The sequence below is a fragment of the Nocardioides sp. R-C-SC26 genome (assembly GCF_021246465.1).
In the GTDB taxonomy this organism is placed as follows: Bacteria; Actinomycetota; Actinomycetes; order Propionibacteriales; family Nocardioidaceae; genus Nocardioides.
Genome location: NZ_JAHRHK010000005.1, coordinates 190,172 through 213,506 on the forward strand (window position 1 = coordinate 190,172; position 23,335 = coordinate 213,506).

General features: G+C 70.4%; 19 protein-coding genes. 10 read left to right on the forward strand and 9 right to left on the reverse strand.

Annotated elements, in window-relative coordinates:
• Positions 1-35: 35 nt before the first annotated feature.
• The 7 genes from KSO97_RS06785 (at position 36) to KSO97_RS06815 (ending at position 9,910) form a co-directional block, all read left to right on the forward strand.
• Positions 36-1,808, forward strand: coding sequence for an acyclic terpene utilization AtuA family protein (locus KSO97_RS06785; protein ID WP_232677334.1), 1,773 nt, complete (start codon positions 36-38; stop codon positions 1,806-1,808).
• Positions 1,805-2,986 carry an acyl-CoA dehydrogenase family protein gene (locus tag KSO97_RS06790; protein ID WP_308188265.1) on the forward strand — a complete coding sequence of 394 codons (1,182 nt, stop codon included), beginning with the start codon at positions 1,805-1,807 and terminating at the stop codon, positions 2,984-2,986. Before KSO97_RS06785 ends, KSO97_RS06790 begins: the two co-directional genes overlap by 4 nt.
• Before the next feature lie 79 nt (positions 2,987-3,065).
• Entirely contained in the window at positions 3,066-4,640 is a 1,575-nt protein-coding gene (locus tag KSO97_RS06795; RefSeq protein WP_232677335.1) for an acyl-CoA carboxylase subunit beta, read from the forward strand.
• Between the two features lie 127 nt (positions 4,641-4,767).
• Positions 4,768-6,786 (forward strand): biotin carboxylase N-terminal domain-containing protein, encoded by a 2,019-nt coding sequence (locus tag KSO97_RS06800; RefSeq protein ID WP_232677336.1) that lies wholly within the window; start codon positions 4,768-4,770, stop codon positions 6,784-6,786.
• On the forward strand, positions 6,783-7,943 hold the full coding sequence (locus KSO97_RS06805; protein ID WP_232677337.1) for an acyl-CoA dehydrogenase family protein: 1,161 nt from the start codon (positions 6,783-6,785) through the stop codon (positions 7,941-7,943). Before KSO97_RS06800 ends, KSO97_RS06805 begins: the two co-directional genes overlap by 4 nt.
• Positions 7,944-7,961: 18 nt before the next feature.
• Positions 7,962-8,741, forward strand: coding sequence for a carboxymuconolactone decarboxylase family protein (locus KSO97_RS06810; RefSeq protein WP_232677338.1), 780 nt, complete (start codon positions 7,962-7,964; stop codon positions 8,739-8,741).
• A gap of 62 nt (positions 8,742-8,803) precedes the next feature.
• Positions 8,804-9,910, forward strand: a complete 1,107-nt coding sequence (locus KSO97_RS06815) for a YihY/virulence factor BrkB family protein (protein WP_232677339.1) — start codon at positions 8,804-8,806, stop codon at positions 9,908-9,910.
• A 222-nt stretch (positions 9,911-10,132) separates the two neighbouring features.
• On the opposite strand, the gene KSO97_RS06820 is transcribed toward KSO97_RS06815, so the two are convergent.
• The gene (locus KSO97_RS06820) at positions 10,133-10,888 is read right to left on the reverse strand and encodes a tyrosine-protein phosphatase (RefSeq protein WP_232677340.1); all 756 of its coding nucleotides are present in this window, start codon (positions 10,886-10,888) and stop codon (positions 10,133-10,135) included.
• A gap of 89 nt (positions 10,889-10,977) precedes the next feature.
• On the opposite strand from KSO97_RS06820, the gene KSO97_RS06825 reads away from it, so the two are divergent.
• The gene (locus KSO97_RS06825; RefSeq protein WP_232677342.1) at positions 10,978-11,292 is read left to right on the forward strand and encodes a helix-turn-helix transcriptional regulator; all 315 of its coding nucleotides are present in this window, start codon (positions 10,978-10,980) and stop codon (positions 11,290-11,292) included.
• The gene (locus tag KSO97_RS06830) at positions 11,285-11,875 is read left to right on the forward strand and encodes a nucleotidyltransferase family protein (RefSeq protein WP_232677343.1); all 591 of its coding nucleotides are present in this window, start codon (positions 11,285-11,287) and stop codon (positions 11,873-11,875) included. Before KSO97_RS06825 ends, KSO97_RS06830 begins: the two co-directional genes overlap by 8 nt.
• Positions 11,876-11,907: 32 nt before the next feature.
• Here the strand turns inward: KSO97_RS06830 and KSO97_RS06835 are convergent, their stop codons facing one another.
• The 8 genes from KSO97_RS06835 to KSO97_RS06870 form a co-directional block, all read right to left on the reverse strand.
• Positions 11,908-12,741, reverse strand: a complete 834-nt coding sequence (locus tag KSO97_RS06835; protein WP_232677344.1) for a DUF1295 domain-containing protein — start codon at positions 12,739-12,741, stop codon at positions 11,908-11,910.
• Positions 12,742-12,789: 48 nt separating this feature from the next.
• On the reverse strand, positions 12,790-14,226 hold the full coding sequence (locus KSO97_RS06840; protein WP_232677345.1) for a cyclopropane-fatty-acyl-phospholipid synthase family protein: 1,437 nt from the start codon (positions 14,224-14,226) through the stop codon (positions 12,790-12,792).
• The gene (locus KSO97_RS06845; protein ID WP_232677346.1) at positions 14,226-15,512 is read right to left on the reverse strand and encodes a class I SAM-dependent methyltransferase; all 1,287 of its coding nucleotides are present in this window, start codon (positions 15,510-15,512) and stop codon (positions 14,226-14,228) included. Before KSO97_RS06845 ends, KSO97_RS06840 begins: the two co-directional genes overlap by 1 nt.
• Complete coding sequence (locus KSO97_RS06850; protein ID WP_232677347.1) at positions 15,509-17,683, reverse strand: FAD-dependent oxidoreductase; 2,175 nt, start codon at positions 17,681-17,683, stop codon at positions 15,509-15,511. The genes KSO97_RS06845 and KSO97_RS06850 overlap by 4 nt, the downstream gene beginning before the upstream one ends.
• A gap of 2 nt (positions 17,684-17,685) precedes the next feature.
• A complete protein-coding gene (locus KSO97_RS06855; RefSeq protein WP_232677348.1) occupies positions 17,686-18,462 on the reverse strand; it encodes an anti-sigma factor domain-containing protein in 777 nt (258 codons plus the stop codon).
• A complete protein-coding gene (sigK, locus tag KSO97_RS06860; protein WP_308188266.1) occupies positions 18,459-19,091 on the reverse strand; it encodes an ECF RNA polymerase sigma factor SigK in 633 nt (210 codons plus the stop codon). Before sigK ends, KSO97_RS06855 begins: the two co-directional genes overlap by 4 nt.
• Positions 19,092-19,146: 55 nt before the next feature.
• Positions 19,147-19,821: a fasciclin domain-containing protein gene (locus KSO97_RS06865; protein WP_232677349.1), complete on the reverse strand. Its 675-nt coding sequence runs from the start codon at positions 19,819-19,821 to the stop codon at positions 19,147-19,149.
• A gap of 302 nt (positions 19,822-20,123) precedes the next feature.
• Positions 20,124-21,497 carry an MFS transporter gene (locus KSO97_RS06870; RefSeq protein ID WP_232677350.1) on the reverse strand — a complete coding sequence of 458 codons (1,374 nt, stop codon included), beginning with the start codon at positions 21,495-21,497 and terminating at the stop codon, positions 20,124-20,126.
• A gap of 157 nt (positions 21,498-21,654) precedes the next feature.
• Between KSO97_RS06870 and KSO97_RS06875 the strand changes: the two genes are divergently transcribed.
• A complete protein-coding gene (locus KSO97_RS06875; RefSeq protein ID WP_232677351.1) occupies positions 21,655-23,271 on the forward strand; it encodes a molybdopterin-dependent oxidoreductase in 1,617 nt (538 codons plus the stop codon).
• The last annotated feature ends 64 nt before the right edge of the window (positions 23,272-23,335 follow it).

A 23,335-nucleotide genomic window follows, 5' to 3' on the forward strand; every position in this document is an offset into this window, starting at 1 on the left:
CAACCACCGGGGGGACGGTCATCGAGCCTGTCGAGATGGGGGTCTCGGCAAGCTCGACCACCGGGGGGACGGCCGGCGGAGTGATCCGGGTCGCCAACTGCTCGGGCTTCTACGGCGACCGCCTCCGCGCGATGCGTGAGCAGCTCGAGGGTGGGCCGCTGGACGTCGTCACCGGCGACTACCTCGCCGAGCTCACCATGCTGATCCTGGGCAAGGACACGATGAAGGACGCCCGCCTCGGATACGCGCGCACCTTCGTCACGCAGGTGGAGGACTGCCTTGGCCTGGCGCTGGAACGTGGCGTGAAGATCGTCAGCAACGCCGGCGGACTCAACCCGTCCGGGCTCGCCGACCGACTGCGCGAGGTCGCCCGGGGTCTCGGTCTGGACCCCGCCATCGCTCACGTCGAGGGCGACGACCTCCGTTCACGCGCCGCCGAGCTCGGCCTGGACGGCGCGCTCACCGCCAACGCCTATCTCGGCGGCTTCGGCATCGCCGCCGCCCTGCGCGAGGGCGCCGACATCGTCGTCACCGGCCGCGTCACCGACGCCTCGGTCGTCGTCGGTCCGGCCATCGCGCATTTCGGATGGACGCCGCGCGACTACGACGCCCTGGCGGGAGCCGTCGTCGCCGGACACGTCATCGAGTGCGGCACTCAGGCGACGGGTGGCAACTTCTCCGGCTTCACCTCGCTGCCGATGGCGGCGCTCGGCAGTCCGCTCGGATTCCCGATCGCCGAGATCGCCGCCGATGGCTCCAGCGTCATCACCAAGCACGAGGGCACCGGGGGCGCCGTCACCGTCGACACCGTCACCGCCCAGCTGGTCTATGAGATCCAGTCCACGCGCTACCTGAACCCCGACGTCACCACGCAGCTGGACTCCCTCCAGCTCACCCAGGACGGCGACGACCGCGTCGCGATCACGGGCGTGCGGGGCGACGCGCCGCCCGAGACGCTCAAGGTCTGCGTCAACTCCCTCGGCGGGTTCCGCAACTCGATGGAGCTGGTGCTCACCGGGCTCGACATCGAGGCCAAGGCCGACTGGGTGCAGTCCCAGCTCGACGGCGCGTTCAGTGCCGCCGAGGTCGTGTGGACCCGGTCCTCCCTCCCACCGGCCGACGCCGACACCGAGGAGGGCGCCTCGACCCTGCTGCGCGTCACCGTCAAGGATCCCGAGGCGGGCCCCTGCGGCAAGGCGTTCACCGCGCCCTTGGTGGAGATCGCCCTCGGGTCGTACCCGGGCTTCACGATGACGACGCCTCCCGGGCCACCGTCGCCGTTCGGCGTCTACCGGGCCGCCTACGTCCCGCGCGACGCCGTGGAGCACACGGTGGTGCACCCGGACGGACGCCGCGAGGTGATCGCCGACCCCACCGACTTCGGTGCCGTCGCCGACGGACTCGGCCGCCGCCCCTCGCCGTACCCGGCACCGATCGACTCGATCACGCGCCGGATGCCGCTGGGCACCTTCGTACATGCCCGGTCGGGCGACAAGGGCGGCGACGCCAACCTCGGCTTGTGGGTCGCCCACGACGGCAGCAGCGACGAGACCTACACCGCGCGCGTCACCTGGCTCACCAAGCTGATCACGCCGCGCAAGGTCCGGGAGCTGATCCCCGAGGCGGCCGATCTGCCCGAGGACGCCGTCGACGTCTACGTGCTGCCGAACCTCGGTGGCGTCAACGTCGTGATCCGCGGGCTCCTCGGCGACGGCGTCGCGGCATCGACCCGGTTCGACCCTCAGGCCAAGGGCCTGGGGGAGTGGGTGCGCTCGCGCATCGTGCACGTGCAGGACCACCTGGTGTGACCGCCCTCGACGAGGAGAACAAGCTGATGAGCGAGAACAATCAGATCAGGGACCTCGGGGCCGAGTTCACGCGCCGCGAGATCGCCCCGCACCTGGACCAGTGGGAGGACGACGGCGTCCTGCCGCGGAGCCTCCACCAGGCCGCCGCCAAGCAGGGCGTGCTCGGGGTCGGCTTCCCGGTCGAGGCGGGCGGCGAGGGCGGCGACCTGATGGACGTCACGGACCTGCAGGAGGGCATGTTCGCCGCAGGTGCGTCGTCCGGCCTGATGGCCGCGCTCTTCACCCACGGCATCGCGCTGCCGCACATGGTGGCCGCGTTCGAGAAGTCCGGTGATGCGGCGTCGACGTCGCTGGTCGACCGCTTCGTGCGCCCGACCCTCGCCGGCGACCTGATCGGCTCGCTCGCCGTCACCGAGCCCGGCGGCGGATCCGACGTCGCGCGTGTCCGCACGACGGCGGTGCGCGAGGGCGACGAGTACGTGATCAACGGCGCGAAGACCTTCATCACCTCCGGCACCCGGGCCGACTTCGTCACCACCGCGGTGCGCACCGGCGACGCCGGGCACGGCGGTATCAGCCTGATCGTCGTCGAGACCGATCGCCCCGGCTTCGGCGTCGACCGCCGGCTGCGCAAGATGGGCTGGCACTGCTCCGACACCGCCGAACTCTCCTACGTCGACGTGCGGGTCCCGGTCGAGAACCTGGTGGGCACCGAGAACCACGGCTTCTACCAGATCGCCGAACAGTTCGTCGTCGAGCGGATCGGTCTCGCCGTGCACGCCTACGGCATCGCAGGCCGGGCGCTCGAGCTGACCGCCGCGTACTGCCGCGACCGCGAGACGTTCGGCAAGCCCTTGATCGCCAACCAGGTGGTGCGGCACAAGCTGGTCGAGATGCGGCGCCAGGTCGAGGTCTCCCGCGTCTACGCCCGCGACGTCGTCCGGCGTCACCTCGCAGGCGAGAGCGTGATCGCGGAGGCCTGCCTGGCCAAGCAGACGGCGTGCGACGCCGCGACCTACGTCGTCGACGAGGCGGTGCAGCTGCACGGCGGCACCGGCTACATGAACGGCACCGAGGTCGAGCGGCACTACCGCGATGCCCGGATCCTGCCCATCGGAGGAGGAGCGACCGAGGTGTTGACCGATCTCGCCGCGAAGTTGCTGGGGTACGCGTCATGACCGCCACCACGGTGGTCGAGATGCCGGCCGCTCTGCGGTCTGCCTCGGAGACGCTCATGACGACAGGAGGCTCCACGCGATGACGACGAATCGCCAAGCACTGCTGGAGAAACTCGATCAGCTGGAGGCCGAGCACGCGAAGGCGATCGCCGGCGGCGGTGAGCGTGCGGTCGAGAGGCACCGCAAGCGCGGCAAGCTGATGCCGCGCGAGCGCATCGAGCTGCTCATCGACGAAGGCTCGGCCTTCCTGGAGCTGAGCCCGCTGGCGGGCTGGGGTTCCGACTTCACCGTGGGCGCCTCCGTGGTCACCGGCATCGGCGTCGTCGAAGGCGTCGAGTGCTTGATCACGGCCAACGATCCGTCGGTGAAGGGCGGCGCCTCGAACCCGTGGACGGTCAAGAAGATATTCCGCGCCTCCCAGATCGCGGAGGAGAACGGTCTGCCGACGATCTCGCTGGTGGAGTCGGGTGGTGCCGATCTGCCCACGCAGAAGGAGATCTTCATCCCCGGAGGCAAGCTCTTCCGCGACATCACTCGCGCCAGCGCCCGGAAGGAGCCGACCATCGCGCTGGTCTTCGGCAACTCCACGGCCGGCGGCGCCTACGTGCCCGGCATGAGCGACTACACCGTGATGGTGCGCAACCAGGCCAAGGTGTTCCTGGGGGGCCCGCCACTCGTGAAGATGGCCACCGGCGAGGAGTCCGACGACGAGTCCCTGGGCGGCGCGGAGATGCATGCTCGCACGTCGGGTCTGGCCGACTACCTCGCCGAGGACGAGCTCGACGCGATCCGGATCGGACGTCGGATCGTGGCGCGGCTCAACCGGGAGAAGGCGGGCCGCGCGGCAGTGATCGACGTCAGCGAACCCGATGCCAACCCCGAGGAGCTGCTCGACCTCATCCCCAGTGACCTCAAGGAGCCCTTCGATCCGCGCGAGGTGATCGCCCGCGTGGTCGACGGCGTCTCGGGCGACAACGCCGTCGCGTTCGACGAGTTCAAGCCGCTCTACGGCACCTCGCTCGTCACCGGCTGGGCACGCCTGCACGGGTTCCCGATCGGCATCCTCGCCAATGCCCAGGGCGTGCTGTTCAGCGCGGAGGCGCAGAAGGCCACCCAGTTCATCCAGCTCGCGAACCAGAGCGACACCCCGCTGCTGTTCCTGCACAACACCACCGGCTACATGGTCGGCAAGGAGTACGAGCAGGGCGGCATCATCAAGCACGGCGCGATGATGATCAACGCGGTCTCCAACTCCACCGTGCCGCACCTGAGCGTGATCATGGGCGCCTCCTACGGTGCCGGCAACTACGGCATGAACGGTCGCGCTTTCGACCCGCGCTTCCTCTTCACCTGGCCCTCGGCCAAGTCGGCGGTGATGGGCCCCGCGCAGTTGGCCGGCGTCCTCTCGATCGTCGCCCGGGCGGCGGCAGAGTCGAAGGGGCAGGCCTACGACGAGGACGGCGACGCCGCGATGCGCACGATGGTGGAGTCGATGGTGGAGGAGCAGTCCCTGCCGCATTTCCTCTCCGGGATGCTCTACGACGACGGCGTGATCGACCCTCGCGACACCCGGACCGTGCTGGGCATCTGCCTGTCGGTGATCGCCAACAAGCCCATCCGCGGCACCGACCGGTTCGGGGTGTTCCGACCGTGATCGATCGAGCGGCAGCTCTGCGAGGAACGAGCAGAGGTGCGAGTGAGACGAGGTTGAGCGAACCCTGCGACCGAGGAACGAGGTCGCCACGGGTGAGTCGAAACCCAGCGAGAGACGAGGAGTCAGCATGATCAGGCGCTTGATGGTCGCCAACCGCGCCGAGATCGCCAGCCGGGTCTTCCGCACCTGCCGTGAGCTGGGCATCGAGACCGTCGCCCTGCACTCCGACGCCGACGCCGCCCTGCCCTATGTGCGCGAGGCTGACTACGCCGTCCGGCTCCCCGGGAACACCCCGGGCGAGACCTACCTGGACGCCGACGCGGTCATCGCCGCGGCGCAGCGCGCCGGGGCCGACGCGATCCATCCCGGCTACGGCTTCCTCAGCGAGAACGCCGCTTTCGCGCGCGCCGTCGAGGCGGCCGGCATCACCTGGGTCGGCCCGACACCGACCTCGATCGAGCAGATGGGCTCCAAGATCGGCTCCAAGGAGCTGATGCGTGCCGCCGGCGTGCCGGTGCTGGAGGCGCCCGAGTCACCCACCGACGCCGACCTCCCGTTGCTGGTGAAGGCCAGCGCCGGTGGGGGAGGGCGCGGCATGCGGGTGGTGCGGACCCTCGCCGACCTCGACTCCGAGGTCGAGCGCGCCTCGGCCGAGGCGGCGTCCGCGTTCGGCGACGGCACCGTGTTCGTCGAGCCCTATGTCGAGCGGGGCCGGCACGTCGAGGTGCAGGTCGTGGGCGACGGCCGCGGCGGAGTCGCGGTCTTCGGAGAGCGTGACTGCTCGGTGCAACGCCGCCACCAGAAGGTCGTCGAGGAGGCGCCCGCGCCGAACCTTCCCGACGACGTGCGTGCGGCGTTGCACGAGGCCGCTCGGGCGGCTGCCGCGGCGGTGGACTACCGCGGCGCCGGCACCGTGGAGTTCCTCTACGACCCCGACACCGAACGCTTCTACTTCCTGGAGATGAACACCCGTCTCCAGGTCGAGCACCCCGTCACCGAGCTGGTGCACGACGTCGACCTGGTGGCGGCTCAGCTCGCCGTCGCCGAGCGCGGTGAGCTGCCCGCTCCGGTGGTTGCGGAGCGAGGAACGAGCGGCCTTCCGGTGGTTGAGGAGCGAGGAACGAGCGTCCTTCCGGTGGTTGAGGAGCGAGGAACGAGCGTCTCGAAACCCACCGGGCATGCCATCGAGGTGCGGCTCTACGCCGAGGACCCCGACGCCGACTACCAGCCGCAGAGCGGGCGACTGACGACGTTCGAGTTCCCGGTCGAGGACGGCGTCCGGATCGACGCCGGCTTCGAGTCCGGCTCGGAGGTCTCGACCTACTACGACGCGATGCTCGCCAAGGTCATCGTGTGGTCGCCGACGCGGGAGCAGGCGATCCGCAAGCTCGCCGGCGTCCTCCGTCGTGCCCGCATCCACGGCCTCGCCACGAACCGCCAGCAGCTGTCGGCGATCCTGGCCGCGCCGGCGTTCGTGGACGGGACGATGACCACCGCACTCCTCTCCGCCCCACTGGCCCCCGGCGATGCGACGCCGCCGCCGGAGGTGGCCGACCTCGTGGCCGCCGTCGCGCTGGCGGAGTGGCGGCGCGAGCGACGCACGACGCAGGCGGGCATCCCGGTGGCGTGGCGCAACGTGGCGAGCCAGCCCCAGCGGACGACGTTCGATCTCGGCGGCGAGGAGCGCACCGTCGAGTGGTTCGGCGGCCGCGACGGCTACCGGGCCGCCGACGAGCGCGTCGCCGTGGTCACGGCGTCCTCGTCCGCCGTCACCGTCGAGGTCGACGGCGTGCGCACGAGCGCCCCGGAGCTCGTCGACGACGGCGGCATCGGGATCCCCCAGGTCGTGCACGTCGATCTCCCGGGTGGGTCGGTGAGTGCCCGGGTGGTGCCGCGCTTCGTCGATCCGGCGGACGCCGTGGCGAGTGGCAGCCTGCTGGCCCCGATGCCAGGAACCGTCGTGCGGGTCGCCGTCGAGCAGGGCCAGCAGGTCGCTGCGGGCGAGGTCGTCCTCGTCCTCGAGGCGATGAAGATGCAGCACAGCGTGACGGCGCCGACGGACGGCGTCGTGACACAGATCAGTGTCCAGACCGGTGCGCAGGTCGCCGCCGGTGAGGTGATGGCAGTGGTGGAGGAGACGGAATGAGCGGGTTCACCGAGACCGAGGAGCGCGCTGAGCTGCGCAAGCAGGTCGCCAAGCTGGCGTCGAAGTACGGACGCGATTACTTCGCGGCCAAGGCGCGGGCCGGGGAGAAGACCACCGACCTCTGGCTCGAGATCGGCCGCAACGGCTACCTCGGCATCAACATCCCCGAGGAGTACGGCGGTGGAGGCGGCGGTATCGGTGACATCGCCGCCGTGTGCGAGGAACTCGCCGCCCAGGGTTGCCCGCTGCTGCTCATGGTCGTCAGCCCGGCCATCTGCGGCACGATCATCTCCCGCTACGGCACCGAGGAACAGAAGCAGCGCTGGCTGCCCGGCATCTGCGACGGCACCAGCACGATGGCGTTCGCGATCACCGAGCCCGACGCCGGCACCAACACCCACAACATCACCACCACGGCCCGTCGCGACGGTGACGGCTGGGTGCTGAACGGGCGCAAGATCTGGATCTCGGGCGTCGACGAGGCCGACAACGTCCTCGTCGTCGCGCGCACCGAGGACGCCAAGACCGGCAAGATCAAGCCGGTGCTGCTGGTGGTGCCGACTGATGCCGAGGGCTTCGAGGCGAACGCCATCCCGATGGAGATCGTCTCGCCGGAGAACCAGTTCCAGGTGTTCATCGACGACGTGCGACTCCCGGCCGACGCCCTCGTGGGCGACGAGAACGGCGGGTTGGTGCAGTTGTTCGCCGGACTCAACCCCGAGCGGATCATGGCGGCCTCGTTCTCCCTCGGGCTGGCGCGCTACGCCCTCGACCGGGCGTCGGCCTATGCCAAGGAGCGCGCGGTGTTCGGCGTCCCGATCGGCGCGCACCAGGCGATCGCGCACCCGCTGGCGCAGAGCCACATCGAGATCGAGATGGCCCGTCTGATGACGCAGAAGGCCGCCGCGTTGTACGACGCGGGCGATGAGATGGCGGCGGGCGAGGCCGCCAACATGGCGAAGTACGCGGCTGCCGAGGCAGCATGCGACGCCGTCGACCGGGCGGTGCAGACTCATGGTGGCAACGGCGCCAGCCAGGAGTACGGCATGGCCGGCCTGCTGGTCGCCACCCGCGTGGGCCGGATCGCGCCGGTAAGCCGCGAGATGATCCTGAACTTCGTGGCGATGCACTCCCTGGGGCTGCCCAAGTCCTACTGAGGGCGCGAGACTGCCCCCATGGACGGGTTCGAGGCACTGCGCACACACCATCCCGCCGCCGCAGCGGCCGCGGGACGGCTCGACGCGAGTGCGACGGCGTTCGTGGGTGCGTCCGGCGACCTGTTGGAGCACCCCGACGTCGTCGCGTTCGCCGAACAGTTCTCGGTGGACGTGACCGGCATCGAGGAACGCCAACGAGCGGCGTTCCTCGCGGCCACAGGGGTGCACGCCTTCGAGGTCGTCCAACTCCTCTACGTCCGAGATCAGCTCCCGCGGCTCCGCGTGGCCCTGGAGGCGGTGTTCGGCGAGGGGGCGTGGTGGCCCGACGCGCCGGAGCCCGCCGCCGACCTGTGGCCCGCCATCGAGGACTTCATGATCGCCGTGGCTCGGTGCATGCTGCTCGATCCGGTCGTCACCGAGGTGGTCCGGCTGCGCGGCGCGCGCCAGCACGCCTGTCGGCTCTGCATGTCGCGACGCAGTGTCGCGGCGATCGACGCCGGCGCGGATGAGGCGACCTTCGCCGCGCTCGACGAGTGGCCCGAGTCGGACCTCCCGGCCGGCACGACCGCCGCTCTGGGGCTGGTGGACGCCATGATCTGGACCCCGACGGCCATCCCGGTCGAGACGGTCGCGGCGCTGCGGGCCGAGCTCGTGCCGGGTCAGATCGTCGAGGTCGCGCTCGACGTCGTGCGCAACGCGGCGAACAAGATCGCGGTCGCGCTGGGCGCCGACGCCCCCGAGGTCGACGGCGTCCAGCTCTTCGACCTCGATCCCGACGGCACCGTGCTGGTCCGCTGACGGCAGGTGCCTTCGCGGCGAGGGGGAGGGGCGGGAGGGTCGCCGAGAAGTAGGTTGAGCCCATGGGGGTCGTCGGGAGCGTGGACCGCACGCAGCGGCGTTTCACTCCGCTGGGCTTCCCCCTCGCCGTCATCTACAAGTTCTTCGACGACCAGGGCAACTACCTCTCGGCGGCGATCACCTACTACGCCTTCATCGCGATCTTCCCCCTGCTGCTCCTGGCCTCCTCCATCTTCGGCTTCATCCTGCAGGGCGATCCCGAGCTGCAGCAGCAGGTGCTGGACTCGGCGCTCGCGACGTTCCCGATCGTCGGCGACGAGCTCGGTCGGCCGCAGGGCCTGCAGGGTTCGACCGGTGCCGTCGTCGTCGGGGCGTTGGCGGCCCTCTACGGTGCACTCGGCCTCGGCCAGGCCATCCAGAACCTGATGGCGACGGCGTGGGCGATCCCGCGTAACAGCCGACCCAACCCGTTCCTGCTGCGGCTCAAGAGTCTGCTGCTGCTGATGTTCGCCGGCCTCGCCGTGCTCGCGCTCTCGGTCTTCTCCGCGCTCGGGTCCAACACCCAGGTCTTCGGCGAGTTCACCGACGGCGCGATCGGGTGGAGCATCCGCCTCGGCACGGTGCTCGTCGTCGCGCTCGTGCTGACCTCGCTCTTCCGCTTCGCCGCCGCCCGCCGCCACTCCTGGCGCAGCGCGGCCCCGGGGGGCTTCACCGTCGCGTTGCTGTGGCAGCTGCTGCAGTACATCGGCACGATCTACGTGACCAACGTGCTCACCGGACCGGCGAGCCTGAACAAGACCTTCGGCTTCGTCCTCGGTCTGATCGGCCTCATCTACATCGCCTCCGTGATGGCCGTGCTCGGCGTCCAGGTCAACGTCGTGCTCGCGCGACGGCTCTGGCCGCGGGCGCTGCTGACGCCGTTCACCGATGCGGTCGACCTGACCGACGCAGATCGGCGCGCCTATGCGATGTACGCGCAGATGCAGCGGCACAAGGGTTTCGAGACCGTGGTGGTGCGCTTCGACGGCCGCGACGGCGACACCCACGAGATCGTGCTGGAGCCCGACCGCAACAAGCCCGACCTGCGGGGAGCCTCGACGCCGGTGCCGGGCGAGCATGCCGCGCCGTCCGCGCCGTCCGCGCCGTCCGCCCCGCCGGCTGTCGACTGACTCGCGGCCGTCGCCGCCCGCCGCCCGTGGCTTGCGCTGAGGCGGCTCGGGTGGGGAGCGGTGAGTCACAGAGGATTCGCCGGCGTGTGGGCGTGGGGGCGGTGAGGTGCAGAGGAAATGCGCCCCGCGATACCTCAGGAGGTCACCGCCGCCCCCTCGGACGTCGGCGCGATACCTCAGTAACTCACCGCCCGCCCGGAGTGCGGCGGCCCAGTGCGACGGTCAGGCGCGCAGCCGAGAGCGCAGCGCGGCGAGGATGTCGTCGTCGAGGCCGAGGCCGTCGCGCAGGTAGCCGTCGAGCGAGCCGTACTCCGCATCCGCCGTGGTGTAGGCCGCGTCCAGGTAGGACAGGTCGGCGACCATGGTCGGCTCGAAGGTGGCGACGCGGTCGGGGCCGAGATGCTCGGCGACCAGGCCGAGGTACTTCTCGCGGGTGCCCGCCGACCGGTTGTTCGTCTCGAGGTAGTCCGTCTCGACGACGCCGCGCTCCACGCCCGCCACGTGCAGCATCAGCGCGGCGGCCCACCCGGTGCGGTCCTTGCCCGCGGTGCAGTGGAACAGCATCGGCGCGGACGACGTCGCGACGGCACGGAGGACCGTTGCGAACGACGTGCGGGCGTCGGGATCGGTGACGAAGCGGCGGTAGACCCCGATGATCGCGGCGCGCGCGGCTTCGGCGTCGGGCAGCTCGGCACCGGTGCCGGGCGGGATCCCCTTGATCTCGGCGTGAGTCCAGGTGGCGCCGGGGATCTCGATGTCGGGATGCGCCTCGACCTCGTAGTCGTCGCGCAGGTCGTAGATCGCGGCGATCCCCAGGTCCGCCAGCGTCGCGGCATCCTCGTCGAGGAGTTGCAGCTCGTTCGAGCGGTAGACCACGCCGCGGCGCAGTCCGGCGTCGGCGTCTGCCACATCACGGAAGTTGTCGGCCGAGGCGAGTCGGATCATCTCCTCGCCGAACTGCACGTCGTCGTGGCTCACGCCGAGGAGACTAGTTGCGAGCGGCAGACTTAGACGAGCTGAGGCGCTCGATCAGCGATAGGACGTACTGAATTCGATACACTCACCCCATGGGCGCGTCAGAGATGATGGAGACGATCCTGGTCCAGGGCCGGATCTCCAAGGCGGAGCTGTCCCGCCACTCGGGCGTCAGCAGGGCGTTGATCGATGCCTATCTCAAGGGCACCACGCAGCCGTCGCTCGCGCAGGTGGAACGACTGGCGAGGAGTGCGGGCCTCGAGATCGAGATCGTGCTCCGGCCGCGCCCGCAGCCGGTGCCGGCGGCGTTCATCGACGTGTTGGAGCTGGGGGAGCTCTTCCCCGCGCGCGACCGACCGCCGCTGGTCGACCTGTCCCCTGTCTGGAAGGCGGCTCGGGGTGCGTGAGCCGCATACACCGGCGCTGCTTCGCAAGCTGACGGCGGTCCACGACGCGCTGACCCAGGCGGGGATCCCGCACGCGATCGGCGGCGGCATCGCGTTGGCGTTCCACACCGCCCAACCGCGTTTCACCAACGACATCGACGTCAACGTCGCTGCGCCGAGCGCCACCCCGGAGGTCGTGCTCGGGGCGATGCCCGAGGGCGTCGTGATCCATGCGGCAGCGGCCGACGAGCTGCGAGAGTCAGACCAGGTGCGCCTGGTCTGGCCCGATCGCGGGCAGCGGCCCGAGGCGGGGACGCCGGTCGATCTCTTCCTCCCCGCGCATCCGACGTACCACCGCCTGGTCACCGATCGCGCCGAGCCGGTCGAGATCGGTGGCTCACGACTGCTCGTCATCTCTGCCACGGACCTGGTGGTTTTCAAGTCGCTCTTCGATCGCCCCAAGGACTGGGTCGACATCGCCGAGATGCTGGCCTTCGGCAAGGTCGACGTCGAGGAGGCGAGGCGGTGGCTCACGGAGTTCCTCGGCCCTGAGGACTCCCGGTGCGCCCGGTTGGACGCCGCGATCGAGGCCACGTCCCGCTGACGAAGCCCCACGCGGCGGTGGGCGCGCCCACCTCAGCCGCGCGGCGGCAGGGGCAGGAACATCGAGGTCCGCCGGGCGTAGGCGGGGTAGCCCGGTCGCTGCATCATGGTGCGCTCGAGCAACCGCGCGCCGGTGACCTGCACCAGGAAGAACGTCATCACGGCGGGGCAGAGCACCGTCGCGAGACCCACCTGCCAGCCGGCGCCGAGACCGGCGACGAGCCAGATGCCCCACCACACCGTCGCATCGCCGAAGTAGTTCGGGTGGCGGGTGTAGCGCCACAACCCGGTGTCCATCACCTGTGGCCGGGTCTCGCGCGGGAGCCGCTTGTATGCGGCGAGCTGACGGTCGCCGACGGTCTCGAAAGCCAGCCCCAGCGCCCACACCAGCACGCCGGCGACGACGGCGTACCGCCATCCGGACGCGGCCGAGGACGCCACCGCGCCGACCATCACCGGCACCGCGACGAACCACTGCGCCACCCCCTGCACCAGGAACACCCGGCGGACGGCGGTCGCCATGCCGACGTCGGCCAACGATCCGCCGAGCATCGCGGCGTAGCGCGGGTCCTCGGCACCGCCGTGCTCGCCGATCGCGCGCGACCGCACGTGCCACGCCAGCCGCAGCCCCCAGACCGCCACGAGTGCCGTCGTCAGCCAGATCCGCCAGGACTCGGCATCACCGACGACCGTGCCGAGCAGTGCCGCGAGGAGCGCCACCACCACGAAGCCCGCACCCCATGCGACGTCGACCACCGCGACCTTGCCGAGCTGACGGGCGCGCAGGGCGGCCGCCGTCATCGACAGTGCGACGGCGCCTGCGCCCAGACCGAGCGAGGCGAGGACCCAGTGACCGGTGATCTCCATCAGGCGATCATGGCTGACGCGGGCGCGACGAAGGGGTGATCGGCCCGCTCACCAGGTGCGGACGGCGGGCAGCGTGTGCTGGCCGCCCGGGCGCACCGAGAGGATCTGGTCGACGCCCATCCGCCCGTCGCGGAACGCCATCGAGCCACCGACGAGGTAGAGCCGCCACACGCGTACGACCTCCTCGCCCACCAACTCGGTGAGACGTTCGATGTTGGCCTCGAAGCGCTCGAGCCACCCCGCCACGGTGAGCACGTAGTGCTCGCGCAGCGCGTGGACGTCGCGGACCTCCAGGCCGCCGGCCTCGATCATCCCGACGGTCTCGCCGACCGGCCGCATGTACATGTCGGGCGCGATGAACGACTCGATGAACGGCCCGCCGCCGGGCCACTTGCCGGTGCGCGACATCTGCTGAATCAGCACGCGGCCGCCCGGCTTGACCGCCCGCCGCAGCACCTCGACGTAGGTCGGGTAGTTGCGCTGCCCGACGTGCTCGCCCATCTCGATCGAGCCGACCGCGTCGAAATGGTCGCGCTCAGGCACCTCGCGGTAGTCCTGCAGCCGGATCTCGACCCTGCCCTCGAGGCCGCGTTCGGCGATCCGGGCGTCGATGAACTTCTTCTGCTCCGCCGCGATCGTCACGCCGACGACCTGGGCGCCGAAGTGCTCGGCCGCGTGCAGCGAGAGCGATCCCCAGCCGCAGCCGACGTCGAGGAAGCGCATGCCCGGCTCGAGGCCGAGCTTGGTGCACACCAGCGACAGCTTCGCCGACTGCGCCTCGGTCAGCGGCTGCTCGGGCGCGGAGTGATAGCCCGAGGAGTAGGCCATGTTCTCCTCGAGGATCAGCGAGTAGAACTCGTTGGAGAGGTCGTAGTGGTGACTGATCGAGCGCCGGTCACGGCTCAGGCTGTGCAGGCGCCCCTTGATCTGGGCCTGGGAGGCCGGTGCGGCGGGTGGGCGACCGAACGCCCCGATGCCGACGGCGGCCCGCACGGCCTTGGCGATCGCGGACGGCGTGAGCCGCGCACCGCTGAGACCGCGCTGCTGTGCGACGGCGAAGGCGTAGGTCAGTGCCTTGTCCAGGTTCCAGCCATCGACCTCGGGCACGTCGAGCTCACCGGTGACGTAGGCCTGGGCCGCGCCGAGCTCACCGGGATGCCACAGCAAGCGGCGCACGGCGTCGGGGGAGTTGAGGACGACGAGGGGGCCATCGGGCGAGCCAGCCTCCGAACCGTCCCAGGCGCGCAGTCGTACCGGCAGCTCGCCACCGAGGAAGGGCTGGACGGCGGCGGCGAGCTTGGGGGCCACGCCGGTGGCGGGGCCGGGGTTGCGGTGGGCGGTCGGGTCGCCGGGTTTCGAGACGTCCGGCCTCGTTCCTCGGCCGGACTCCTCAACCACCGGGGTGACGTCCGGCCTCGTTCCTCGGCCGGACTCCTCAACCACCGAGGCGCGGTCATCGAGCTTGTCGAGATGCCGCTCGTCCATCAGGCACCGTCCTCGCGGGAGAAGGTGAGTTGGTAGTCGCCGATGTAGCCCGACTGGAAGCCGGCGCGGGAGTACTCCAGATAGAAGTGCCACATCCGCATGAAGGTCTCATCGAAGCCGAGTGCGCGCACGGCGTCGCTCTGCTCGAGGAAGGCCTCGTCCCAGAACCGCAGGGTCGGCACGTAGTGCAGGCCGAGCGAGAACGGGGTCTGCATCCGCAAGGCGGTGTGCGACCGGGTGACGTCGTCGATGGCGTCGAGCGACGGCAGCATGCCGCCCGGGAAGATGTACTTGTGGATCCACGTGTAGGTGTTGCGCGTGGCCAGCATTCGGTCGTGCGGCATCGTGATCGCCTGCACGCACACCCGGCCGCCCGGAGCGAGCACGCGGTCGAGGGTCTCGAAGTAGGTGCGCCAGTACTGCCAGCCCACCGCCTCGATCATCTCCACCGACACGATCGCGTCGTAGCTGCCCTTCAGGTCGCGGTAGTCGCAGATCTCCACTGAGATGCGGTCGGAGAGACCGGCCGCGGCGATCCGCTGGTCGGCCAGTTGCTTCTGCTCCACCGAGAGCGTCACCGTACGGACGGTCGCGCCGCGACGAGCAGCGCGGATGGCCAGTGCGCCCCAGCCTGAGCCGATCTCGAGCAGGCGGGTGCCCTGCCCGACGCCGACCTCGTCGAGCATCCGGTCGATCTTGCGGTACTGCGCCTCCTCGAGGTCCTCGCGCCGTGCGAGTGCAGGGTCTCCGGCGAAGAGCGCAGCGGAGTAGCTGAGCGACGGATCGAGGAACAGTTCGAACAGGTCGTTGGAGAGGTCGTAGTGGTGGGCGATGTTGGCCTGCGAGTTCTTCTTGCTGCTCTTCTGACGTCCCGGGGGTCGCTTGGCGACCACGGTCCGGAAACGCTGCAGGCTCCGCGGCACCAGATCGGAGATCTCTGCCGCGAGCACGGCGAGGAAGCCGCCGAGGTCGCCGTCGGGACCTTCGTCCCAGGCGCCGGTCAGGTACGCCTCACCGAATCCGATCAGCTGGTGGCGGCCGATCCGCGCGAAGAACTCGTCGGGCCGGTACACGATCGCGGTCGGTCCGCCCCTGCCGAGCTGACGGACGCCGTCCTCGTGATGCAGCAGCACCGTGACGTCGAGCCGGTTGACGGCCGCGGTGAAGAGGCGACGGGCGATGCGCGCCGAGATCGCGGCCCGCGGGCCGGAGGGCACGACGTCGAGACCCGGCCAGCGCTCGGAGGCCGCCGACGTGGTGCGCTCGGCAGACTTGTGGAGAGTCATCGAACTCCCTCCTGATGATGAGTGGGACGAGGACGGATGGGCAGGCGTCGCAGCCACAGCCAGATGCCGTGTGCCCGGATGAGTGCGGACCCTCGCAGGGCTGCGGGGGCGGCGCGCCAGGGTCGGACGTCGGAACGTCTGCCCGTCAACGACGCGCTGAACCGGGCTCGACCATCGATCTCGTCGTCGGTCCGGAGCTCGACGACGACCTGGAGCCGGTCGGTGGGCGGCGGCACAACGAGGTCGTAGGTCCCGCCGGTGCCGTGGAAGGGCGAGACGTACATCGCCTTGTCGATGCTCGCGCAGCCCGCGGGGTCGGGAAAGACCAGGTAGGCGTGGCGGTCGCCGTAGGTGTTGTGCACCTCGACGACGGTCGCGGTGAGCGATCCAGCGGTGTCGAAGCACCAGAACACCGAGATCGGGTTGAAGCAGTAGCCCAGGGCGCGCGGTTGTGCGGCCATCAGGATCCGGCCGCGAGTGAACGCGACGTCGTTCCCGCGCAGGAAGGCCACGACGTTCTCGCGAATCGTGCGTTCGGGGTCGCCGAGGTGATCGCGGGCCTCGAACCGGCCCAGGAGGCCGTGGTCGGGCAGGTCGTCGAGGTCGACGACCCAGGTGTGCGACCGGTGGGTGAAGCGTCGCTCCATCGGGTGCCGGCGGGTGTGCGTGATCGTGGTGGCATAGACGCCGGTCATCGAGCGCGGCCCGGTCATCGAGCTTGTCGAGATGGGGGTCTCGACAAGCTCGACCACCGAGAGACCCTGCTCGATCACCGAGGGACCCCGCTCGACCACCGTGGAGACGGCAGGCGCCTCGGTGGTCGAGGAGGGTCGAGGACCGAGGCCCGTCTCGAGACCTCCTGCCGCGACGTCGGTCTCCGGCCACGGCAGGCCCAGCTTCGTGACGGCGGCCAGCCCCGAGCGCGCGCCGTCCTCGTGGAAACCCCAGCCGTGGTAGGCGCCGGCGAACACGATGCGGTCGGAGTCGATCTCGGGGAGCCGTGCCTGGGCAGCCACGGAGGCCGGGTTGTACAGCGGGTGCTCGTACTCCATCCGGTCGATCACGGTGTTCGGGTCGACCAGGTGCTCTCCGCCCAGGGTCACGAGGTAGTGGATATCGGTGTCGAGCCGTTGCAGGCGCGTGAGGTCGTAGGTGACCACGACGCCACCGTCCGCGCTCGCCGTCGAGCCGGCCGGACGGCGGAAGTTCCAGCTCGCTCGCGCGTCGGACGCCTGCGGGAGCAGAGAGGTGTCGGTGTGGAGCAGCGCTGTGTTCGGCGAGTACGGCATGGCACCGAGCACCTCGCGCTGCGCGGTGGTCGGCTCGGCGAGCAGCGAGAGCGCGTGGCTCGGATGCGTGGCGATGACGACGGCGTCGAAGGCATGGGTGGCGCCGTTTCCGTCGGTGATCGCGACCCCGGACGGCGTGGCGAGCACCGAGGTGACCTTGGTGCCGGTGCGCACGTCCTGCACGACCGCGCCGACGCGCTGGACGTAGCTGTGCGATCCGCCGGTCACGGTGCGCCACTGCGGGGAGCCGAAGACGCCGAGCATGCCGTGGTGCTGCAGGAAGGTGAAGAGGTAGCGAGCCGGGTAGTCCAGTGCGACCTCGGGATCGCACGACCACACGGCCGCGACGAGGGGCTCCATGAAGTGCCTGCGGAAGTAGGCGGTGAACCGGCCATCGTCCAGGAACTCCCGCAACGTCCGCTGATCACCTGCGGCGCCGTCGTCGGCCAGGAGCGCCTTGGCACGGCGGTGGAACCGGGGGATCTCCGCCAGCATCGCCAGGTAGCGCGGGCGGCGGAGGTTCGCCGACGTCGGGAAGAGACCGCGACGGCCCAGCGCACCAGCCCACTCGAGCCCGGAGGCGTCGTCGCGGATCGACATGGACATCTCCGAGGGCTGCGTCGCGACGTCGAGCTCGGCGAAGAGCCGCAGCAGCACCGGGTACGTGCGCGGGTTGTGCACGATGAAACCGGTGTCGATGGCGAGTGTCCGCTCGCCCTCCGAGACGCGGTGGGTGTCGGCGTGACCGCCGAGCCGGTCATCGGCCTCGAAGAGCGTGACGTGCGCGGTGCGCGAGGCGACGTAAGCCGCGGTCAGGCCGGCGACGCCGCTGCCGACGACCGCGATACGGCGCGGCGAACCGGTGGAGTCGTGGCCCGTCATGCTCAGGCCTGTTCGAAGGGCACGACCGCCAGCACGTCGTCGCTCGGCTCGATCGGCTTGGTGCCGGCGAGCTCGATGGTGATCCCCACGGCCGTGGACTTGTTCGCAGCGCCGTCGAGCAGCACGGTGCTCGACGTCGTCCCTCCGGCGATCTGACCGGCAGGGATCATCAGGCCACCTCGCTGGAGCCAGAGCTCGTAGGCGTGACCCTCGGGAGCAGCGGGCAGGTTGTCGGTGATGACCACAGCGCGATTGTGCTGCCGGGACCGCACGACGGTGACCTCGGCCCCGTCGCCGAGGCTGTGGGAGACGCGCTCCGCGTCGTCGGACTGCAGGATCTGGTCGGTCACGGACAGCGCGACCTCGCTGGTGGGGTCATCCGCCCAGGGCTGGGTGACGGCGACGCCGGCACCGGCGACGATCACCAGCGCTGCGGCGACGGCGAGGACCTGCGGAAACCAGCGCCGCTCCGCGCGTGCCGCTGCGGGGCGGAGCGGGCGGACGTCGCGACCTCCGGCAGGCTCGTCGGCGGACGGTGCCGGAGTCAACGGCGGCAGGGGACGCACGGTCGTGATGCCGGCCAGCACGCTGTCGCGCAGCGAGGGCGGCGGGGTCGTGGAGATGGAAGCCGGCAGCAGCGCAGCCGCCTCGCGCAGCGAGTCGACCTCCTCACGGCAGGCCGGGCACTCGGCCAGGTGCCGTTCGAAGTCGGCTCGCTCGAGGTCGTCGAGAGCGTCGACTGCATAGGCTCCGGAGAGCGCGTGGATGTCGCGCATCATGAGCCCACTCCCATCGTGTCGCGCAGCCGGATGAGTCCATCGCGGATGCGGGTCTTGGCGGTTCCGACGGGGAGGTTCAGTATTCCCGCCACCTCGGTATGTGTGTAGCCCCCGAAGTAGGCCAACTCGATCGCCTCCCGCTGAACCGGGGTCAGGCTGTCGAGTGCTCTGCGGACGCGTCGGGCCTCCATTGCCGCCTGGGCGGCATCGGCCGTCACGTCGTGGTCGATCGTCTGGTTCTGCTGGTGGTACGTGGTGTCGCGTCGGGTCGAGGACTCCGCTGAGCGGACCCTGTCGACGGCCTTGCGATGACACAACGTCATCAGCCACGAGAGAGCGCTGCCGCGGTCGGGATCGAATCGCGACGCGGTGCGCCAGGTCTCCAAGAATGCCTCTTGAGTGACCTCTTCCGCCTGCGCCGGGTCGCGCACCACGCGGAGTGCGAGGCCGTATACGCGAGCAGATGTCGAGTCGTACAGCTCGGCGAAGGCGGCCTCGTCGCCACGGGCCGAGCGCCGCAGCAGCTCTGCGAGCGCCGCCCCTGCGGCATCTGAGGTCCGCGCCGCGCGGGGCCCCCCGGGGGGGGGGGCCCCCGGCGGGCGTTGGGTCGATCGCGTCCACGACGTGATCCTCTCGCGATCCGATGACGATCGGGTGTCGAGACGCGGTCAGTTTCGAACTACGTCACTTGACGCCGGTGAGGACCTTGTCGATCACGTACACCGTCGCGTTGGCGGTGGGGATGTTGCCGCAGAGGACGTTGGCGGTGACGGTGCCGTCGCTGACGGTCATGCCGTTCTCGTCGCCCTCGATCGTGAGCGAGTCGCCCACGAGGGTGTCCTTGTCACCGGCGACGTCGTCGACCTGGTCGTTCTCGGCGAGCACGTGGTGGCCGAGGATCTTGAAGAGGGTGCTGTCCTGACCCTTCTCGCCGGCCTCCTTGACGAGGTCGTTGAGCATGTCGGCCGGGATCTCCTCGAACGCCGGGTTGTACGGCGCGAAGACCGTGAGGGCCTCGCTCGTGTTCAGCGTGTCGGCCAGACCGTCGATGGCACCGACGGCGGCAACGAGGTTGGAGAGCAGCGGGTTGTTGCTCGCCGCGGTGGCGACCGGGTCCTGGACCATGCCGTTGAACGAGCCCGCGCCGTCGGCCGGGACCTCGCTGCAGGCGTCACCGAAGACGTCGGCGCCGGCGTCGGTCTCGTTGTCGCCCATGCCGGTGTCGGAGCTCTCCGAGGAGTTGTCCGTGCCGTTGGTGGTGGGCTCGTCGTCCTCGCCACCACAGGCGGCGAGCGAGACGGACAGGGCGAGGACGGCGGCAGCGGCGACACCGCGGCGGCGGATGCTGTGGAGGTTCATGGTGAGCCTTTCGTCGGTGCGCACCGCGTTCTCGGTGCGCTGTCGGGGGGTAGTTCGGCACCCCTGGCCCCCCGGATTGGTGGAGATCGAAATTCTTCGGCGCCGGCGGCGGTCTGGGTCGGCGGGAGATTCACCGGGTACCCGGTGAATCTCCTCGGCGATGCGGCGAAACTCCCGGAGAACCGGTCGAAGGCCGCCGACAAACGGGAGTTTCGTCCCACCAGACGCGCGCGGCCCGCGATCAGGGCCCGTCGGCCGCGTGACGGACGAATCGGTTCTTGCAGCGCGGGTGCCGGACGGCGTCACGGTGACGGCGTCGACTCGCCGCCGTCTCGTAGGGGGTGACGGAGCTCGTCGTCCGTCAGCTTGAACGCCAAGGTGAAGAACACGGCCGCGAGGCCGGGCACGATGCCCGCGATGACGAACGTGGTCGTGAGCCCGACCCAGTGCGCGAGCGGGCCGGCGAGCGCCATGGAGACCGGCATCAGGCTGACGGAGATGAAGAAGTCGAGGGAGGCGACCCGCCCGAGCAGGTGGCGGGGGACCCGCCGCTGCAGGAGCGTGCCCCAGATCACCATCGGGGCCGAGAACGTCACCCCGATGGCGAAGGCGCAGGCGATCACGACCCAGACATGGGAGGCGTTCCCGATCAGCAGGAACGGCAAGCACCCCAGCCCCCAGGTCAGGTTCATCACCGTGAGGTAGCGCCGCGGCATCGGCAACGACCCCATCGTCAGGGATCCGGCGGCCCCGCCGATGCCGAAGGCGGCCAGCACCAGGGCATGATCGCCGGGCCCACCGCCGAGTTGGTCCTTGATCAGGAACGGCACCAGCACCTCGAGCGGGCCCATGATCGCGAGCAACATCAGCGCGGCGAAGAGCAGCGTGGCGAGAAGCCAGGGGGTGCGGATCATGTAGCCGATGCCCTCGCGCATCTCGGTGAGCGGCGAGCCGGGCGCGACCGGCTCGCCGTCCTCGTCGACCGGGCGGCGCACCGCCGTGAGCGGGACGGTGATCAGGGCCATCAGGCCCAGAGAGTGCGCCCCGGCGGCGACACCCATGGCTGCGCCCGACGTGGCCATCCCGACGACGAGCCCAGCGACGGCGGGCCCCACCGCCTGGCCGATGGTCGGACGCACCATGCCCTCGAAGCCGTTGACCGCCATCAGGTCGGCCTCGTCGACGAGCGCGGGCAGCCACGCCGAGTACGCGGGGTAGTAGAAGGCCATGCCCACGCCGGCGCCGAACGCGATCACGACGAGGTGCCAGGCCTGGGTGGTGCCGGTGAGGGAGAGCGTCATCACCACGATCACGCCGGTGAGTTCCAGCGTCCCGACCCCGAGCAGGATCAGCTTCTGCGGCACTCGGTCGGCCAGCACGCCGCCGGCGAGCGCGGGAAGTAGGACGCCGACGGCGCTCGCCGTCGAGACCGCGGAGAGCATGCCGGGACCGCCACCGATCCGGATCACCTCCCAGACCAGCGCGACGATCCACACGCCGCCGGCGAACGCGGTGAAGACCAACGCCACCGCGAGGCGTCGGTAGGCGGCGTGGCGGAACGGCGCCAGAACGCCGGGGAGGGCACGCCCGCCGTCGTCGGCGAAGTGCGCGACGTCCGCGGCCTCGATCGGGTCGAGCGGGTCGAGCGGGTCGTCCAGACCACCGGTCTGCGTCATCGGTCCTCCTCCGCCCTCATCGTGGCCCATCGCACCGACATCGCCGTGCCGAGACCGATCGCTGAGGAGGACCCCCGGCCGACGACCCATCCGGATGGGTTGGTGGCGACGAACACTCGATATGGGCTCACGACGTAGGTATGCACTGTTCGGCCTCGTGTCGACGCTGGTCGGCATGGGCATCGGCCACCTCGTCGCGGCGCTGCTGAACCCCGACTCCTCGCCAGTGCTCGCCGTCGGCTCGCAGGTGATCGACCTGACGCCGGTGAGCATGAAGGAGTGGGCGATCCGCACCTTCGAGACCGAGAACGGCAACCTCGACAAGGTCGTGCTGGTCGGCTCGGTGTTCGTCGGCGTGCTGGTACTGGCCGCCGTCGCCGGCGTGCTGGCCCGGACACGGTTGCTCTGGGGAGCGGCTCTCCTGATCGTGATGGTGGCCGCTGCGGCCGGCGCGGCCATGAACCGCCCGAGCGCCGACGCGCTCGACCTGGTGCCGAGCCTGATCACCGCGCTCACCGGCGTCCTGACCCTGGTGCTGCTCGACCGTCTCTCCCGGGGCGCCTCGCTGTCGGTGGCGCTCTCTCCCGCGCCGACCAAGAAGCGGTTGGTGCTCACCGAGGACAGCCGCGACGGCGTCTCGCCGGACACGAGCGCGACCGCAACACCCACTGAGGAGGACGCGACCGTGACCTCGTCGGCGTCGGCGACGCGCCGCACCGTGCTGGTCGCGGGTGCCGTGCTGACCGCCATCGCCGCGGCCGCCGGCGGCGCCGGACGCTGGATCGGAACCCTCCGGGCGCGTCCCGAGGACATCGCCCTCCCCGACCCCTCACCCGGCGGGGCGCTCGGCCCGCTGCAGGCCGGCCTGGAGGAGCGTTTCTCCGACATCACTCCCCTGCGGGTCTCCAACGCCGACTTCTACCGCGTCGACACCCGGCTCGACACGCCCGTCGTCGACAGCGAGGGCTGGACCCTGACGGTCGACGGCGACGTCGAGAACGAGCTCACCATCACCTTCGACGAGCTGCTCGCCATGCCGATGGTCGAGCGCGACATCACCCTGACCTGCGTCAGCAACAGCGTCGGCGGCAAGTACGTCGGCGGCGCACGCTGGCTGGGTGTCCCGCTGAAGGACGTCCTCGACATGGCCGGAGTGGGCTCCAAGGCCGACCAGATCCTCAGCACCGACTTCGACGGGATGACGATCAGCACGCCGCTGGACCTCGCGACCGACGGGCGTGAGGCGCTGATCGCCGTCGGGATGAACGGCGAGGCGCTGCCCCGCGAGCACGGGTTCCCGGTGCGTCTGGTGATCCCGGGCCTCTACGGCTTCATCAGCGCGACCAAGTGGCTGACCAAGATCACCCTGACGACGTACGCCGAGCAGGAGTCCTACTGGACCAAGCGCAACTGGGACACCGTCGCGCCGATCAAGCCGTCCGCCCGCATCGACACGCCTCGCGCACTCACCACGCTCGACCCGGGCGAGGTCCTGGTCGGCGGAGTCGCGTGGGCGCAGAACAACGACGGCGTGACCAAGGTCCAGGTCCAGATCGACGGCGACGGCTGGGTGGATGCCGAGCTCGGCCCCGACGTGAACGACGTCTACTGGCGCCAGTGGTACTACCAGTGGACCGACGCCAAGCCGGGCTCGCACAAGATCGCCGCCCGGGTCGTCGACGGCGAGGGCGAGGTGCAGACCGCCGCGCGTGCCGAACCGTTCCCCGGAGGCTCCAGCGGGATCCACACCTTCCTGGTCACCGTCGCAGGCTGAGATCCCTCGACCCCGTTCCGGTGGTCGAGCCTGTCGAGACCCCGCGGGCCCCCACGGCTTCGGA

Bases quoted from the DNA above. Each gene is read 5' to 3' on its own strand.
- KSO97_RS06785 (WP_232677334.1), top strand. From the start codon at position 36: ATGGGGGTCTCGGCAAGCTCGACCACCGGGGGGACGGCCGGCGGAGTG.
- KSO97_RS06795 (WP_232677335.1), top strand. From the start codon at position 3,066: ATGACGACGAATCGCCAAGCACTGCTGGAGAAACTCGATCAGCTGGAG.
- KSO97_RS06800 (WP_232677336.1), top strand. From the start codon at position 4,768: ATGATCAGGCGCTTGATGGTCGCCAACCGCGCCGAGATCGCCAGCCGG.
- KSO97_RS06805 (WP_232677337.1), top strand. From the start codon at position 6,783: ATGAGCGGGTTCACCGAGACCGAGGAGCGCGCTGAGCTGCGCAAGCAG.
- KSO97_RS06810 (WP_232677338.1), top strand. From the start codon at position 7,962: ATGGACGGGTTCGAGGCACTGCGCACACACCATCCCGCCGCCGCAGCG.
- KSO97_RS06815 (WP_232677339.1), top strand. From the start codon at position 8,804: ATGGGGGTCGTCGGGAGCGTGGACCGCACGCAGCGGCGTTTCACTCCG.
- KSO97_RS06825 (WP_232677342.1), top strand. From the start codon at position 10,978: ATGGGCGCGTCAGAGATGATGGAGACGATCCTGGTCCAGGGCCGGATC.
- KSO97_RS06835 (WP_232677344.1), bottom strand. From the start codon at position 12,741: ATGGAGATCACCGGTCACTGGGTCCTCGCCTCGCTCGGTCTGGGCGCA.
- KSO97_RS06840 (WP_232677345.1), bottom strand. From the start codon at position 14,226: ATGGACGAGCGGCATCTCGACAAGCTCGATGACCGCGCCTCGGTGGTT.
- KSO97_RS06845 (WP_232677346.1), bottom strand. From the start codon at position 15,512: ATGACTCTCCACAAGTCTGCCGAGCGCACCACGTCGGCGGCCTCCGAG.
- KSO97_RS06850 (WP_232677347.1), bottom strand. From the start codon at position 17,683: ATGACGGGCCACGACTCCACCGGTTCGCCGCGCCGTATCGCGGTCGTC.
- KSO97_RS06855 (WP_232677348.1), bottom strand. From the start codon at position 18,462: ATGATGCGCGACATCCACGCGCTCTCCGGAGCCTATGCAGTCGACGCT.
- KSO97_RS06865 (WP_232677349.1), bottom strand. From the start codon at position 19,821: ATGAACCTCCACAGCATCCGCCGCCGCGGTGTCGCCGCTGCCGCCGTC.
- KSO97_RS06870 (WP_232677350.1), bottom strand. From the start codon at position 21,497: ATGACGCAGACCGGTGGTCTGGACGACCCGCTCGACCCGCTCGACCCG.